The sequence below is a fragment of the Streptomyces sp. NPDC058001 genome, from assembly GCF_042886315.1.
GTDB lineage: Bacteria > Actinomycetota > Actinomycetes > Streptomycetales > Streptomycetaceae > Streptomyces.
Window position 1 is genome coordinate 378,874 of record NZ_JBHVQT010000001.1, and the last position, 14,674, is coordinate 393,547.

General features: G+C 69.7%; 13 protein-coding genes. 6 read left to right on the plus strand and 7 right to left on the minus strand.

Annotated elements, in window-relative coordinates; translation table 11 throughout:
- Positions 1 to 64: 64 nt before the first annotated feature.
- The 4 genes from ACFVT5_RS01795 to ACFVT5_RS01810 all read left to right on the plus strand — a co-directional run bounded on the left by ACFVT5_RS01795 (position 65) and on the right by ACFVT5_RS01810 (position 5,784).
- Positions 65 to 1,594, plus strand: coding sequence for a GMC family oxidoreductase (locus tag ACFVT5_RS01795; protein ID WP_389880320.1), 1,530 nt, complete (start codon positions 65 to 67; stop codon positions 1,592 to 1,594).
- A complete protein-coding gene (locus tag ACFVT5_RS01800; protein ID WP_389880322.1) occupies positions 1,555 to 2,784 on the plus strand; it encodes a betaine/proline/choline family ABC transporter ATP-binding protein in 1,230 nt (409 codons plus the stop codon). Before ACFVT5_RS01795 ends, ACFVT5_RS01800 begins: the two co-directional genes overlap by 40 nt.
- Positions 2,784 to 4,739 carry an ABC transporter permease gene (locus tag ACFVT5_RS01805; protein WP_389880324.1) on the plus strand — a complete coding sequence of 652 codons (1,956 nt, stop codon included), beginning with the start codon at positions 2,784 to 2,786 and terminating at the stop codon, positions 4,737 to 4,739. The genes ACFVT5_RS01800 and ACFVT5_RS01805 overlap by 1 nt, the downstream gene beginning before the upstream one ends.
- A 160-nt stretch (positions 4,740 to 4,899) precedes the next feature.
- Positions 4,900 to 5,784 (plus strand): ABC transporter substrate-binding protein, encoded by an 885-nt coding sequence (locus tag ACFVT5_RS01810; RefSeq protein WP_389880972.1) that lies wholly within the window; start codon positions 4,900 to 4,902, stop codon positions 5,782 to 5,784.
- Between the two features lie 35 nt (positions 5,785 to 5,819).
- Here the strand turns inward: ACFVT5_RS01810 and ACFVT5_RS01815 are convergent, their stop codons facing one another.
- Positions 5,820 to 6,539, minus strand: a complete 720-nt coding sequence (locus ACFVT5_RS01815; protein ID WP_389880326.1) for an isocitrate lyase/phosphoenolpyruvate mutase family protein — start codon at positions 6,537 to 6,539, stop codon at positions 5,820 to 5,822.
- A gap of 17 nt (positions 6,540 to 6,556) precedes the next feature.
- On the minus strand, positions 6,557 to 7,096 hold the full coding sequence (locus ACFVT5_RS01820) for a carboxymuconolactone decarboxylase family protein (protein WP_389880328.1): 540 nt from the start codon (positions 7,094 to 7,096) through the stop codon (positions 6,557 to 6,559).
- A gap of 47 nt (positions 7,097 to 7,143) precedes the next feature.
- Between ACFVT5_RS01820 and ACFVT5_RS01825 the strand changes: the two genes are divergently transcribed.
- Positions 7,144 to 8,532: a PLP-dependent aminotransferase family protein gene (locus tag ACFVT5_RS01825; protein ID WP_389880330.1), complete on the plus strand. Its 1,389-nt coding sequence runs from the start codon at positions 7,144 to 7,146 to the stop codon at positions 8,530 to 8,532.
- Positions 8,533 to 8,745: 213 nt separating this feature from the next.
- On the plus strand, positions 8,746 to 9,750 hold the full coding sequence (locus ACFVT5_RS01830; RefSeq protein ID WP_389880331.1) for a terpene cyclase: 1,005 nt from the start codon (positions 8,746 to 8,748) through the stop codon (positions 9,748 to 9,750).
- A 136-nt stretch (positions 9,751 to 9,886) separates the two neighbouring features.
- On the opposite strand, the gene ACFVT5_RS01835 is transcribed toward ACFVT5_RS01830, so the two are convergent.
- Genes ACFVT5_RS01835 through ACFVT5_RS01855 form a run of 5 tightly spaced genes read right to left on the minus strand, consistent with a single transcriptional unit; the run spans position 9,887 to position 14,246 of the window.
- Positions 9,887 to 11,149 carry a cytochrome P450 gene (locus tag ACFVT5_RS01835; protein ID WP_389880333.1) on the minus strand — a complete coding sequence of 421 codons (1,263 nt, stop codon included), beginning with the start codon at positions 11,147 to 11,149 and terminating at the stop codon, positions 9,887 to 9,889.
- The gene (locus ACFVT5_RS01840) at positions 11,146 to 11,766 is read right to left on the minus strand and encodes an ATP/GTP-binding protein (RefSeq protein ID WP_389880334.1); all 621 of its coding nucleotides are present in this window, start codon (positions 11,764 to 11,766) and stop codon (positions 11,146 to 11,148) included. The genes ACFVT5_RS01835 and ACFVT5_RS01840 overlap by 4 nt, the downstream gene beginning before the upstream one ends.
- Positions 11,747 to 12,115, minus strand: a complete 369-nt coding sequence (locus ACFVT5_RS01845) for a DUF742 domain-containing protein (RefSeq protein WP_389880335.1) — start codon at positions 12,113 to 12,115, stop codon at positions 11,747 to 11,749. The genes ACFVT5_RS01840 and ACFVT5_RS01845 overlap by 20 nt, the downstream gene beginning before the upstream one ends.
- Positions 12,112 to 12,522 (minus strand): roadblock/LC7 domain-containing protein, encoded by a 411-nt coding sequence (locus ACFVT5_RS01850; RefSeq protein ID WP_389880337.1) that lies wholly within the window; start codon positions 12,520 to 12,522, stop codon positions 12,112 to 12,114. Before ACFVT5_RS01850 ends, ACFVT5_RS01845 begins: the two co-directional genes overlap by 4 nt.
- Before the next feature lie 5 nt (positions 12,523 to 12,527).
- Entirely contained in the window at positions 12,528 to 14,246 is a 1,719-nt protein-coding gene (locus ACFVT5_RS01855) for a sensor histidine kinase (protein ID WP_389880339.1), read from the minus strand.
- Between the last annotated feature and the right edge of the window lie 428 nt (positions 14,247 to 14,674).

Genomic DNA, 14,674 nt, shown 5'->3' on the forward strand with positions numbered 1-14,674 from the left:
GTGAGTTGCTTGCCGGTGATTCCCACCCACCCACCCAACAGATACCTTTCGCAGGAGTTCCCCCATGGCTCACCCCACATACGACTACGTCGTCATCGGTGGCGGCACCGCCGGTTCCGTCATCGCCTCCCGCCTCACCGAGAACCCCGACATCACCGTCGCCGTCATCGAGGGCGGCCCCAGCGACGTCGGCCGGGACGACGTACTCACGTTGCGCCGCTGGATGGGTCTCCTCGGCGGCGAGTTGGACTACGACTACCCCACCACCGAGCAGCCACGCGGCAATTCACACATCCGGCACAGCCGCGCCCGCGTCCTCGGCGGATGCTCCTCGCACAACACGCTGATCGCGTTCAAGCCGCTGCCGTCCGACTGGGACGAGTGGGAGGCCGCAGGGGCGCGCGGCTGGGGTGCGGTGCCGATGGAGGCGTACTTCGCGCGGCTCCTCAACAACATCGTGCCGGTGGACGAGAAGGACCGGAACGCCATCGCGCGGGACTTCGTGGACGCCGCCCAGGCCGCCACCGGGGTGCCTCGGGTGGAGGGGTTCAACCGGGAGCCGTTCAGTGACGGCGTCGGATTCTTCGACCTTGCCTATCACCCCGAGAACAATCAGCGGTCCAGTGCCTCCGTCGCCTATCTTCATCCTTTCCTCGATCGGCCCAATTTGACATTGATGCTGGAAACCTGGGCCTATCGGCTGGAGTTGGAGGGCGCTCGGGCCACCGGCGTACGGGTGCGAACCAAGGACGGGGAGGACATTCTCGTACAGGCCCGGCATGAGGTGTTGCTCTGTGCCGGTGCCGTGGATTCGCCCCGGCTGCTGCTGCATTCGGGGATCGGCCCCCGGGCCGATCTGGAACGGCTCGGGATACCTGTCGTGCACGATCTTCCGGGTGTCGGTGAGAATCTGCTCGACCATCCCGAGTCGGTCATCGTCTGGGAGACGGACGGGCCTATTCCGGAGAATTCCGCGATGGACAGCGACGCCGGTCTTTTCGTCCGCCGCGATCCCGATCACGCCGGGCCCGACCTGATGTTCCACTTCTACCAAATACCGTTCACCGACAATCCCGAGCGCATCGGGTACGAACGGCCCCCGCACGGTGTGTCGATGACCCCGAATATTCCTAAGCCCCGTTCCCGTGGGCGTCTTTACCTGACCAGCGCCGATCCCGCCGAGAAGCCCGCGCTCGACTTCCGGTACTTCACGGATGAGGACGACTACGACGGGCGCACCCTGGTCGACGGCATCCGGATCGCCCGGCGTATCGCGCAGACCGAACCTCTTGCCGGGTGGCTCACGCGGGAGGTGTGTCCCGGGCCCGAGGTCACCGGGGACGAGGAGTTGAGCGCGTACGCCCGACAGGTCGCGCACACCGTCTACCATCCGGCCGGAACCTGCCGTATGGGTGACATGAGCGATGAACTCGCCGTCGTGGACCCGGAGTTGAGGATCAAGGGTCTGGACGGTATCCGGATCGCGGACGCGTCCGTGTTTCCGACCATGCCCGCGGTGAATCCGATGATCGGGGTGTTGATGGTGGGCGAGAAATGTGCCGAGATGCTTGTCGGCGGGGGCGATCGCCGGTGAGCGCGTCCGAGGTCGCCGGTGCCGGTGTCAGCGCCGGTGCCAGTTCCGGTGCCGACGGGGGCGCGGCACCCGTGTTCGCCGTCGACCGGCTGTGGAAAGTATTCGGGCCCAAGAGCGAACGGGTGCCCAGTGACCCGGAGTTGGCCTCCCTGGAACCCGCCGAACTGCGTTCCCGTACCGGCTGCACCGCCGCCGTCCGTGACGTGTCCTTCGAGGTCCGCAAGGGCGAGGTCTTCGTCGTCATGGGACTGTCCGGGTCGGGCAAGTCCACGCTGGTGCGCTGCCTCACCCGGCTCATCGAGCCGACCTCCGGGGCCATCTCCATCGACGGCGAGGACGTACTCGCCATGGACCGGGGGCGGTTGCGCGCCCTGCGACGGCACCGGGCCGCCATGGTCTTCCAGCACTTCGGACTGCTGCCGCACCGCACGGTCCTCGACAACATCGCGTACGGCCTGGAGATCCAGGGAGTGGGGCGCGCCGAGCGTCGGGCGCGGGCCGCCGAGGTCGTCGCCAAGGTCGGCCTGGAGGGCATGGAGCAGCGCCGGCCCGCGCAACTGTCGGGCGGTCAGCAGCAGCGGGTCGGGCTCGGGCGCGCGCTCGCCGTCGACCCCGAAGTGCTGCTGTTCGACGAGCCGTTCAGCGCGCTCGACCCGCTGATCCGACGGGACATGCAGGAGGAGGTCGCGCGGCTGCACCGTGATGAGGGGCGCACCATGGTCTTCATCACGCACGACCTCAGCGAGGCGCTGCGCCTCGGTGACCGGATCGCCCTGATGCGGGACGGCCGGGTCGTCCAGCTCGGTACCCCCGAGGAGATCGTCGGCTCACCCGCCGACGACTACGTCCGCGACTTCGTCAGGGACGTGCCGCGCCAGACGGTTCTGACGGTCCGCACCGCCATGCGGCCTGCCGTGGGTGACGAGGCGGCCCAAGGTGCCGCCGTGTCGCCCGGGGCGACGGTGTCGGAGGCGATCGAAGCGGTGTCCCGTACGGGCGTCGCGGCACGGGTGATGGAGGGTCCGCGGTGCTTGGGCGTGGTGGACCACGAGCGGTTGCTGAGCGTGGTCGCCGGGGTGGAGCACCTGGATCGGGTGCAGCACGCGGATCAGGCGGATCAGGCGGATCAAGCGGATCACGTCGATCAAGGGGCGTCCGCGCCTGCGGTCACCGGCCGTGAGGGCGTCTGATGGCCGTCGTCAGCGCCTCCGGCCTACGGCGCCCGCCGCGCTTCGCAGCGCTGGTCAGGAACCGGTCCCTGGGGAAGCTTCTGCTGCTCGCCGTCGCCGGAGGCGTGCTCGTACCCGTCGCTCATTCCCTCTGGAACAGCGGTAGTTGGCCCTCCGTGCTCACTGTCGATCTGTCCGGGCCGTTCGGTAGGGCGAGTGACTGGATCATCGACAATCGGGACAGTCATCCGCTGTTTCTCTACTTCTTCGGGCATGTCTCGCACCTCGTGACCCTCTCCGTGCGGGGTGTGTACCTCGTACTCCTCGCCGCCGGGTGGGCCGGGGTCACCGCCGCCGCCGGGCTGGTCGCCTGGCGGGTCGCCGGGGTGCGGCTCGCGGTCGGTACCGCGCTCGCGTTCCTGGCGTGCGGGCTGCTCGGTATGTGGGTGCCGACCATGCAGACCCTCGCGCTGATGGTTGTCGCGGTTGTCGTATCCGTCGCTGTCGGACTCGTTCTCGGGCTCGCGGCCGGGCTCAGTGACCGTACGTACCGTGCGCTGCGGCCCGTACTCGACACCATGCAGGTGCTGCCCGCGTTCGCGTATCTGCTGCCCGTCGTTCTCGTCTTCGGGATCGGCGTTCCGGCGGCCGTACTCGCCACCGTCGTGTACGCGGCGCCGCCCATGGCCCGGCTCACCGCGCTCGGGCTGCGTGGCGCCGACCAGGGTGTGATGGAAGCGGTCACCTCGATGGGGTCCACCGGGAGGCAGCGGTTGCTCACCGCGCGGCTGCCGCTGGCCAGGGGCGAACTCCTCCTCGGCCTCAACCAGACGATCATGATGGCCCTTTCGATGGCCGTCATCGCCTCCGTGATCGGCGCGGGCGGCCTCGGCGACCGGGTCTACCAGGCGCTCGCCTCGGTCGATGTCGGCGCCGCGCTCGCCGCCGGCATCCCGATCGTGCTGCTCGCCGTCGTCCTCGACCGGACCACCGGAGCCGCCGGGGCGCGGCTCGGTTCGGGGCTGTCCAGGGGAGGCGTGTGGGGGTGGGCGGTCGCGGCCGTGGGCACCGTCGCCGTCGCGCTCGCCGCGCGGTTCGCGGGCCGGCTCGAATGGCCCGGCTCCTGGGACGTGAACATCGCCGAGCCCGTCAACCGAGCCGTCGACTGGATGACCGACCACCTGTATTCCGGGGTGCCCTATGTGGGCGGCACGGCGGACTGGGCGGGCCGGTTCACGACGTGGGTGCTCGATCCGCTGCGGGACGGGCTGCACGTCTTGCCCTGGTGGTCCGTGCTGCTGATCGTCGCCGCGCTCGCCTGGCTGATCGGCACCTGGCGCACCGCGCTCACGGCCGTCCTGGCGATGGCCGCGATCGGGGTACTCGGCGTGTGGAAGCCGTCCCTGGACACCTTGTCCCAGGTGCTCGCGGCGGTCGCGGTCACGCTGGTCATCGGGTTCGGGGTCGGGATCGCGGCGGCCCGGAGCACACGCGTGGAACGGGTGCTCCGGCCGGTCCTGGACGTGTTCCAGACCATGCCGCAGTTCGTGTATCTGATCCCCGTCGTCGCGCTGTTCGGGGTCGGCCGGGCACCCGCCGTCGCGGCGGCCGTCGTGTACGCGCTGCCCGCCGTCGTCCGTATCACCACGCAGGGGCTGCGGCAGGTCGACCCGGCGGCGCTGGAGTCGGCGCGGTCGCTCGGGGCGAGTACCGGGCAGCAACTCCGGCAGGTTCAGCTGCCGTTGGCGCGTCCCGCGCTGCTGCTCGCCGTCAACCAGGGAGTCGTCCTGGTCCTCGCCGTCGTCATCATCGGCGGCCTGGTCGGCGGGGGCGCACTCGGGTACGACGTCGTGTTCGGGCTCGCGCAGGGCGACTTGGCGACCGGACTGGTGGCCGGTGCCGCGATCGTGTGCCTCGGGCTGATGCTCGACCGGGTGACCCAGCCGACGGAACGCCGTACGAAGAAGGGCGCGTGACATGCCAGTACGGGTGACCGGTTCGGGTGTACGGGTAATCGGTTCGCGAGTACGGGTAATCGGTTCGCGAGTACGGGTGACCGGTTCGCGAGTTCGGGTGGCCGGTTCGGTCCTCGCCGCCCTGGCGCTGGTCGCGGTGTCCGGGTGCGGGGCCGCCGACATGACGAAGGAGGCGTCGCCGTTCGCGAACGCCCGGGGCGCGAAGACGGTGACGCTGTCCGTGCAGTCGTGGGTGGGCGCGCAGGCGAACGTCGCCGTGGCGCAGTACCTGTTGGAACACGAGCTGGGCTATCGCGTGGACACCGTGCAGGTGGACGAGGTGCCCGCGTGGGACGCGCTCAGTCAGGGCCGGGTCGACGCGATCCTGGAGGACTGGGGCCACCCCGACCAGGAACAGCGGTACGTCAAGGACAAGAAGACCATCGTGGGCGCCGGTGACCTCGGCGTCACCGGACACATCGGATGGTTCGTACCGACGTACTTCGTGAAGGAGCACCCGGACGTCACGGACTGGAAGAACCTCAACAAGTACGCGGACCGGTTCCGTACGCCGGAGAGCGGCGGCAAGGGCCAACTCCTGGACGGCTCACCGTCGTACGTCACCAATGACAAGGCGCTCGTGAAGAACCTGGACCTCGATTACCAGGTGGTGTTCTCCGGTTCGGAGGCGGCGCAGATCACGCAGATCAAACAGTTCGCGAAGGAGCACAAGCCCTTCCTCACGTACTGGTACACCCCGCAGTGGCTGTTCGAGAAGGTGCCGATGACGGAGGTGAAGCTCCCCGCGTACAAGGAGGGGTGCGACGCCGACCCGGACGCGGTGGCCTGCGCCTATCCGGAGACACCGCTCCAGAAATACCTCAACGCCGACTTCGCGAAGGCGGGCGGCGAGGCGGCTGCCCTCCTGAAGAACTTCCGGTGGACCACCGAGGACCAGAACGAGGTCTCCCTCCTGATCGCCGACCGGAAACTCAGCCCGCAGGAGGCGGCCGAGAAGTGGGTCGGTGAGCATGAGGAGACATGGCGGGGGTGGTTGGGGACCTGAGAGCGCCCGGATCAGGGGGCAGAGATCCCGGTTGATCAGGGGCGGAGTTCCCTCGTGATCCCGGTCAGGGCCGCTGTCGTACGGTGCAGGAGGCCGGGGCCGAAGGTGATGCGGGTGGCGCCCGATGCGGCCAGCTCCCGAATCGAGGCCGCTTCGGGGCGGGCGCCCGCGTTGATCGGGGCCTTGATCGCCGCCCGCAGGACCGCGACCGCCTCGGGTGGGGCGCCGATCGGGTAGACGCAGTCGGCGCCCGCCGCCACATACAGGCGGGCCCGCTCGACGGCCGCCTCCGGGTCCGTGACACCCCGGATGAACGTGTCCACGCGGGCGTTCAGGAACACCCGGTCCCCGGCCGCCGCCCGTACCTCCGCCAGCCAGTCGGCGTGCCGGTGCGGGTCCTTGAGGACCTTGTCGGGCCCGGAATCCTCCAGGTTGCAGCCGACCGCGCCGGTGTCCAGGAGCCGGTCCACCAACTCCTTCGGCGCGAACCCGTAGCCGCCCTCGATGTCCGCCGACACCGGCACGTCCACGGACCGTACGATCCGCGCCACCGCCGCGAACATCTCCTCTGGCGGGGTGTGGCCGTCCTCGTAGCCGAGGGACGCGGCCACTCCCGCGCTCGGGGTGGCGAGCGCGGGGTAACCGCTCTCCGCGAAGACGCGTGCGCTCGCCGCGTCCCAGGGGCCCGGGAGTACGAGGGGTGCGGCGGGGCTGCTCGTGTCGTGCAGGGCGCGGAACGTGGCGGTACGGGTCACCGGTGGGGCGGTACGGGTCACCGGTGGTCGCCCGCGCGGTAGTGGCCCGGGACATTGCGGCAGGTCACACCGAAGCGGTTCCAGGCGTTGATGACCGTGATCGACGCGAGCAGGGCCGCCAGCTCCGGCTCGTCGAAGTGCTTCGCCGCCGTGTCCCAGACCTCGTCCGGGACAAAGCCGTCCGTGAGGACCGTGACCGCCTCGGTCAGCCCGATCGCCGCCAGCTCCCGCTCGGTGTAGAAGTGCCGGGACTCCTCCCACGCGCTGAGCTGGATGATCCGCTCCACGCTCTCGCCGGCCGCGATCGCGTCCTTCGTGTGCATGTCGAGACAGAAGGCGCAGTGGTTCAGCTGCGAGGCGCGGATCTTGACCAGTTCGAGGATCACCGGGTCGACGCCCTTCCGGGACGCCGCGTCCAGGCGGACCATCGCCTTGAAGACCTCCGGGGCGTGCTCGGCCCAGGCCAGGCGGGGGGTGTGCTCGGGGGCATACCTCGATTCGTTCGTAGTCTCGTGCTTCGTGTCGCTCTTCGTCTCGTGCTTGGTCTCCGTCGTCATGCTGCCGAGCCTAGGCGCGGGGTCACCCAGAGGTATGGTCCATTTCCATGGAGGAATCTTGGGCCACTTCCGGGTTCGATCTGCATGTGGACGCCCGTGGGGCCGGGGTGCGGAAAGGGCTCACGGACGCGTTGCGGGACGCCGTGCGCGGAGGACGCCTCGCGCCCGGGACCCGGCTGCCGTCGTCCCGTACGCTCGCCGTCGACCTGGGCATCGCCCGTAACACCGTCGCCGACGCCTACGCGGACCTCGTCGCCGAAGGGTGGCTCACCGCCCGGCAGGGCTCCGGCACCCGTGTCACCGAACGCGCCGTACCGCGCCCCGAGACCCCCGCCCGCCGCCGACCCGCCGACTCGGGCCCCACCCACGATTTCACGCCCGGCACCCCCGACCTCGCGTCGTTCCCGCGCGCCGCCTGGCTCAAGGCGGCCCGCCGCGCCCTGACCGACGCCCCCAACGACGCCTTCGGCTACGGCGACCCGCGTGGCCGCGTCGAGCTGCGTACCGCACTCTCCGGGTATCTCGCCCGCGCCCGGGGCGTACGGGCCGATCCCGACCGGATCCTCGTCTGCGCGGGCTTCCTCGAAGGGCTCGCGCTGCTCGGCAAGGTGCTGCGCCGGCGCGGTGTACGGGACGTGGCCGTCGAGTCGTACGGGCTCGACTTCCACTGGAATGTGCTCGGCGAAGCCGGACTCCGTACGCGGGCGCTGCCCTTCGACCAACTCGGCACCGATACCGGTGAGTTGGCGGATCTCGCGCCCGGTGCCGTGCTGCTCACGCCCGCCCACCAGTTCCCGATGGGGGTGCCCTTGCGGCCCGACCGGCGGGCGGCGGCCGTCGACTGGGCGCGGCGCACCGGCGGGCTGATCCTGGAGGACGACTACGACGGCGAGTTCCGTTACGACCGCCAGCCCGTCGGGGCACTGCAAGGGCTCGACCCGGAGCACGTCGTCTACCTCGGTACCGCCAGCAAATCCCTCGCGCCCGGACTGCGGCTCGGCTGGATGGTGCTGCCCGCGCGGCTCGCGGCCGAGGTCGCCGAGGCGCGGACCGTCCGGCCGTCCGGCGCCCTCGACCAGCTCACGCTGGCGGAGTTCCTCACCTCGGGCGCCTATGACCGGCATGTACGGGCGATGCGGCTGCGGTATCGGCGGCGCCGGGACCTGCTGGTGGCCGCGCTCGCCGACCGCGCGCCCGGGATTCGGGTCTCCGGGATCGCCGCCGGGTTGCACGCCGTACTCGAACTCCCGCCCGGTACCGAGGAGTCGGTGGTTCGGGCGGCGGTCTGGCAAGGGCTCGCGGTGCACGGGTTGCGGAGGTTCCGGCATCCGGAGGCGATGGCGGAGTCGCCGGACGCGCTGGTGGTGGGCTACGGGACGCCTTCGGACAGTGCTTGGGCGGGGGCGTTGGACGCGTTGACGCGGGTACTGCCTTGATGTGGATGACGGGTGCGATTAGCACGATTCGGTGATCTTCGTAAGGGTGTTGGAGGTTGTGTGGGTGTGTTGCTGAACACGTGTGCCGAAGGCGGGAGTTGATCGTCCACGCGCATAGATTGATCGTTCCTCGGGCAGCCTTCTGCCGCATGTTTGACTGATCAACTGCTTGCGGGGAGCGGGGCCCTGTGGGCCCTCCCGAGGAGACACAAGATGCCGCAGGACATGCGCTTCGACATCCCGTTCAGCACCCCGGTCAGCGCACATCTGGCGCCGGCGCGCGAGCAACATCTGCGGTGGGTACGGGAGATGGGGCTCGTGCGCAGCCAGGCAGGGTTCGAGGAGTACGAGTCCTGGGATCTGGCGCAGGCCGCCGTCCGTACTTATCCGTACGCCTCGGCCGACGACATGGTCGTCCTGATGAACTGGTTCTCGCTGGCCTTTCTCTTCGACGACCAGTTCGACGCGGAGATACCGGACCGGGCGGATCGGGTCCTGGAGGTCGCCCGGGAACTCGTCGCGACGCCCTTGCGGCCCCCCAGTAGCGCTCCCCGGGTGGTCTGCCCCATCACGCTGGCCTGGGCCGAGGTGTGGGATCAGCTTTCCGACGGGATGTCACCGACGTGGGTCGGCCGGTTCGCGACGTCCTGGGGGCGGTTCCTGGTGGCCCACTGCGAGGAGGTCGACCTCGCGGCGGGGGGCGGGGGCGTGGAGTTGGGGGTCGAGGAGTACGCGGCGTTCCGGCGCCGTACCGTCGGGATTCACCACAGCATCGACGCGGGGGAGCGGAGCCGGCGGTTCGAGGTGCCCGCGCAGGCGCAGGCGCATCCCGTGATGATCGGGTTGCGGGATGCCGCCGCCGACACGATCGGGTTCATGAACGACATCCACTCCTTCGAGCGCGAGAAGCGCCGAGGCGACGGGCACAACCTGATCGTAGTGCTGCGCCGGGAGCGGGGGCTCTCCTGGGAGTCGGCCGTGGATGAGGCGGTGGCCATGACTACGGAGGGCCTTCGGCGGTACGTGGAGTTCGAGGCGCGGGTTCCCTTGATGTGCGAGGAGTTGGGCCTCGGCGTGGAGGAACGGCAGCGGGTGTGGATGGGGGTGGAGGCGGCGCGGCATTGGATCAACGGGAACTATGAGTGGGCCTTGACCACGGGGCGGTATTCCTCCGGAGCCGCGAGCCGTTCGGCGCCGGATGATTTGCTGACCGTCTGATATCCTCACCCGCCCGCCCTTTTCCGCTGCGCGGGGCCTTTCCGCTGCGCGGGAAGGTCGGTGGAAAAGGTGCGGGTTGTCGGTGGCTGGTCGCGCAGTTCCCCGCGCCCCTTACGGGGCGCTGTCGCAGCGGGAACTATGGCGTTGTTGTCCATTCTGCCGGCAATGTGTCCAGGCGGGATTCCCACGTTGACGCTGTTGATGTCAGGCCCGTTGTCGGGACGGAGAGGCGTAGGCCCGGGAGGCGGTGGAGTAGGACGTCCACCGCTGTTTCGATGATGGATTGGCCTACGCCCTGGCCTGGGCATTCGTGGGCGCCGCCGCTGAAGGCCAGGTGGGCCTTGTTGCCGTGCAGGGCGACGGCCGCGTCGGGGCGTACCTCGGGGTCGAGGTTGCCCGCCGTGAGGCCGAGTACCAGGAGGTCGCCCTCCTTGACGCGCTGACCGCCGAGTTCGAGGTCGGCGGTCGCGAACCGTCCGGGGCAGACCGCGAGCGGCGGTGTGTTCCACATGACCTCCTCGACCACCGAGGAGACGTTCAACTGCCCGCTCACCAGGCCCGCGAGCCGGTCCGCGTCGGTGAGGACGAGTTGCAGCACCCGCGCCAGCAGATTGCTGGTGGTGGTGTGCGCGGCGATCAGGACGAGCCGCAGATGGCTGATGATCTCGTCGTCGTCCAGGTCCGCGTGGTGCTCGATCAGACCGGTGGTGAAGTCGGAGCCCGGTTCGGCGCGTTTGCGCGCGGCGAGTTCCGTCAGGACCTCGCCGATCAGCCGGTCGTGCTTGACGGCGTCCGCGCCACCCTTGATCAACTCCGCGCAGGACGCGGCGAGTCGACGGCCCTGGTCCTCACCGAGCCCGAACATCCTGGTGAGGACGAGCATCGGGAGGTACTCGGCGTACTCGCTCACCAGATCCGTGCGGCCCTCGTCCGCGAACGCGTCGATCTGCTTGTTCGCGAAGTGCGTGACATGCCGCCGGATGCCCCGGCCCGCCACCGCCTGGAGGCTGTCCGTCACCGCGCCGCGCAGCCGCCGGTGCGGTTCGCCGTCCTGCGACACGCAGTCGGGGCGCCAGCCCACCATCGGGATGAGCGGCGACATGGTGTCGATCCGCCCCTCCTTCCAGTCCCGCCAGATACGGGAGTCCCGGGCGAACTGGCGCGGGTTGTCCAGGACCCGCCGGTTCTCCCGGTACCCCAGGACCAGCCACGCCGGTACGTCGCCTTCGAGCAGGACCGGTGCGACCGACCCGTACTGCTTGCGCAGGCGGGCGTAGATGCCGTGCGGGTCGGTCGCCGCGCCCGGACCGTAGAGCCGGACCAGGCCGTCGGGACCGGTCGACACCGGGCACCGCCCGCCGCTCGCCGGGGCGTCCGTGAGGGAGGGCGCGTCAGTCATCGGGGCTCCAGGGCGAGAGCAGAGCGATCCTTGAGGTGCTGGATCAGGGCGATGAGCACATCGCGGCTGGACGCCCGGTCGCGTGCGTCGCAGGCCACGACCGGTGTGTGCGGGGAGATGTCGAGCGCGTCGCGGATCTCCTCGACCGGATGGTGCTGCGAGTCCGGGAACACGTTGAGGGCGATGACGAACGGCACCTTCTGCCGCTCCATCTCCTCGATCGCCCGGAAACTCGACGCCAGCCGGCGGGTGTCCACCAGGACGATCGCGCCGAGCGCGCCCTTGAACAGCCCGTTCCACAGGAACCAGAACCGCTCCTGGCCCGGCGTACCGAACAAGTACAACATCAGGCGCTCGTTGATCGCGATGCGTCCGAAGTCGAGGCTGACCGTCGTCTCCTGCTTGTCCGCGACACCGATGAGGTCGTCGACGTCGGCGCTCGCCTGCGTCAGCGTCTCCTCGGTGGTGAGCGGTCTGATGTCGCTCACCGCACGGACCATGGTCGTCTTACCGGTGCCGAAACCGCCGGCGATCATTATCTTGACCGAGCGGGTCGCGGCGTCCACGCCGCCCACCGCCGACGGCAGGTCCGGGCGGTCAAAGCCGTTGAAGTCCACTGAGTACCTCCTCAAGCAGCGCGAGATCCGACCCGTGACCGGCGGACGCCGACAGCGGGTTACGCGCTTCCACCCGGCCCGCGTCCAGCAGGTCGGTCACGAGCACCGCGAGAATGTTGAACGGCAATCCGAGATGGGCACCGAGTTCGGCCACCGACAGCGGATCGCGACACCACCGGAGGATCTCCTCGTGCTCGCGCTGCATTCCCGCGACCGGGGCGGTACGGGACACGATGAGGGTCGCCACGTCCAGGCTGAACGCCGAACCGCCCGGTCCGCTGCGACCTCCGGTGAGGACGTAGTACCGCTCAAGACCTGACGGTTCCGTGGGCCGGTGGGGGTCAGTCATCCAGGATGCTCTTCCAGACGGGGTGTGGTGCCGAGCAACTCGCCCATCCTGCGGGCCAGATCGCGCATCTGATGGCCGAGGAGTCCTTGGTCGAGCCCTTCCCGGGCGATCACACCGAGGTAGGTCTCCAGACCGGCGCGGACCACGAACAGATGGCCGCCGTCGACCTCGATCATCGCGAGGCGCAACTGCCCGCCGAACTGGGGGAACTGTTCCGCCACGGGCTGCGCCAGCGCCTGGAGCCCCGCCACGACGGCCGCGAAACGGTCCACGTCGTCCGGGTCGTCGGCGCCGAAGGACGTGATCGCCTTGCCGTCGCTGGAGGCCACGAGCGCGAAACGGATCTCCTCGATGCTGTCGACGAGATCGCGGAGCGCCCAGCTCACGTCGGTTCCGTGTTGCGTCATTGTGGCTAGTCGCTCTCTTCGTTACGGGGCTCGTCGGTCTCTCTTCCGGCGGTCGCGAACGCGGCCAGGCCGGTGAAGGACGCGTCGGGTGGTACAGCGACGGTGGCCGTGGTGGTCGCGGCGGTCGCCGCGGTCACGGGTGCCGGCTGCTGGTCGGCGTCCGCGGCCTCGTACGTGTCCCGCTTGCTGCGGCGCCTGGGCAGGCCGCCGGGGGTGGTGTCCGTACCGGCGTTGGTCTCCGTGAAGGTACGGGTGCCGGGGAACGGCTGGGTGTGGGGCTCGGTGTGATGCGCGAGGGCGTCGACGGAGAGGTCGTCCGCGGTGATGTCGGTGCGGTCGGTGCGCCAGTCGGCGGGAAGGACGTCCGGGGCGGTGAGGGACGCCGCGCTGACGGAAAGGTCGTCGTCCAGGACCTGGGACGCACCTGAAGGGCGCAGTACGGGCAGCGGCGTGAAGTACTTGTGCGGGACGACCACCACCACCGACGTACCGAGCCACGGTGAGTCCGCGAACGTCACCCGGATCCCGTACTTCTGCGCCAGGGCCCCCACCACGCGCAGACCCAGATGGGCGTCCTCGGACAGGCCGCCGAGACCCGGGCCCTCCGCGATCCCTTGCAGCGCCTGCTCGGCCTGCCGCTTCTTCTCCTCGGTCAGGCCCTTGCCGGCGTCCTGGATCTCGATGCCCACACCGTTGGGCACCTCCTTGCCGGAGACGACCACCGGCTCACTCGGCGGCGAGTAACGCGCCGCGTTGTCGAGGAGCTGCGCGAACACCAGCGTGAGGTGGTCCACGAGGCCGCCGTCGACGCCGAGTTCGGGCAGATGACGCACCTGGACCCGGTCGAAGTCCTTGATCCGGCCGATACCGCCGCGCACCACGCTCAGCAGCCGCTGCGGCTCCTGCCACTGCCGTCCGGGCCGGTCCGAGCCGCCGAGGACGCCGATACTCGCCGCGAGACAGTCCGCCGGGCCGATCGCCTGGTCCAGCTCCATCAGTCCGCGCGCCACCGCCGGCAACCGGCCGTGCTCACCCTGCATTTCGTGCAGCCGACCCCGGATCTTGCTGGTGAGGACATGAATACGGCTGCCGATACTGATGACCGCCTGCTCCGCCGACGTACTGCGGTCGAGTTCCTGCTCGACCGAGATCAGCGCCGCACGCAACACCTTGCGCAACTCGGCGCGGAACTCCGGCGTCGCCGCCGCGTCCGCGTCCTCACCCAACGGCGCGAGCACGTCGTCGATGGCGTCGCCCGCCCGCAACCGCTCCAGCGCCTTGGGGAGATAGTCACCGCTCAGCCGGGCGGTGAGGACCCGCTGACGCTCCGCCACGTCCTGCCCGCCCCGGGCGGCCTCCGCGATCCGCGCCTCATGCGCCGATCGCTCCGCCTCCAACGTGCCTTCCAGCGTGGCCAGTCGCTCCTGCCACTGCTGATCCTGGGCGGCGGCACGCTGCTGCCACTGGTGGAGCTGATGTGCCTGCGTTGTCTGGAATCCGGCCGCCGCGCGGCGCAGCTCGGCCCGCGAACGGAGCAGGAGCCGGACGCAGAAGGCCGCCGCCGCGGTCGCCACCACCCCCGCGACGAGCCCGGGTATTCGTGCCCCGTCGGGGCCCGCGACCACGGTCGTGACCGTGCCCGCGGCGAGTCCCAGCGGCAGGAGCCACCAGGCGTGCCAGGCAGCCGGAGTCCTGACCGCCGGTGGCGGAGTGGCAAGTTCCATCAGCATCCTCAAAACCAACGCGATCGAACAATCGAAACAGAGGGAGAAGCGTGTGGGGCCCCTGTCGTGTTACCGGCGCGCGGTTCGGCGGCACGTTTCGGACCACCGGATGTGATCCCCCTGCACGACAGGCATGGCCCGCGCTGCGGGACACGACAGGGTTTGCATCGCGTCAACTAGGCGCACCACAAAGGAGCTTAGCGGGTGACGCGCCCTGTTGATCAAGTCCGTCCACGCGCCCACCCCGCACTGGTCGATCTTCAGCCACCGCACCACATGTCGACAAGTCGCCCCAGCGCACGCCTACATCACCCCATTCCCGAACAAGCCCGCACGCGGCCGACGCGGGAGCCGCGTGGGCGAGGGGGTCGGGAGGTTGTTACGGAAAATGGCGCGATCGGCCAGTGCCGCAACTATCTGGCCACTTC

Bases quoted from the DNA above. Each gene is read 5' to 3' on its own strand.
- ACFVT5_RS01855 (WP_389880339.1), bottom strand. From the start codon at position 14,246: ATGGAACTTGCCACTCCGCCACCGGCGGTCAGGACTCCGGCTGCCTGG.
- ACFVT5_RS01830 (WP_389880331.1), top strand. From the start codon at position 8,746: ATGCCGCAGGACATGCGCTTCGACATCCCGTTCAGCACCCCGGTCAGC.
- ACFVT5_RS01820 (WP_389880328.1), bottom strand. From the start codon at position 7,096: ATGACGACGGAGACCAAGCACGAGACGAAGAGCGACACGAAGCACGAG.
- ACFVT5_RS01805 (WP_389880324.1), top strand. From the start codon at position 2,784: ATGGCCGTCGTCAGCGCCTCCGGCCTACGGCGCCCGCCGCGCTTCGCA.
- ACFVT5_RS01810 (WP_389880972.1), top strand. From the start codon at position 4,900: ATGACGAAGGAGGCGTCGCCGTTCGCGAACGCCCGGGGCGCGAAGACG.
- ACFVT5_RS01835 (WP_389880333.1), bottom strand. From the start codon at position 11,149: ATGACTGACGCGCCCTCCCTCACGGACGCCCCGGCGAGCGGCGGGCGG.
- ACFVT5_RS01795 (WP_389880320.1), top strand. From the start codon at position 65: ATGGCTCACCCCACATACGACTACGTCGTCATCGGTGGCGGCACCGCC.
- ACFVT5_RS01800 (WP_389880322.1), top strand. From the start codon at position 1,555: ATGTGCCGAGATGCTTGTCGGCGGGGGCGATCGCCGGTGAGCGCGTCC.
- ACFVT5_RS01845 (WP_389880335.1), bottom strand. From the start codon at position 12,115: ATGACTGACCCCCACCGGCCCACGGAACCGTCAGGTCTTGAGCGGTAC.
- ACFVT5_RS01825 (WP_389880330.1), top strand. From the start codon at position 7,144: ATGGAGGAATCTTGGGCCACTTCCGGGTTCGATCTGCATGTGGACGCC.
- ACFVT5_RS01850 (WP_389880337.1), bottom strand. From the start codon at position 12,522: ATGACGCAACACGGAACCGACGTGAGCTGGGCGCTCCGCGATCTCGTC.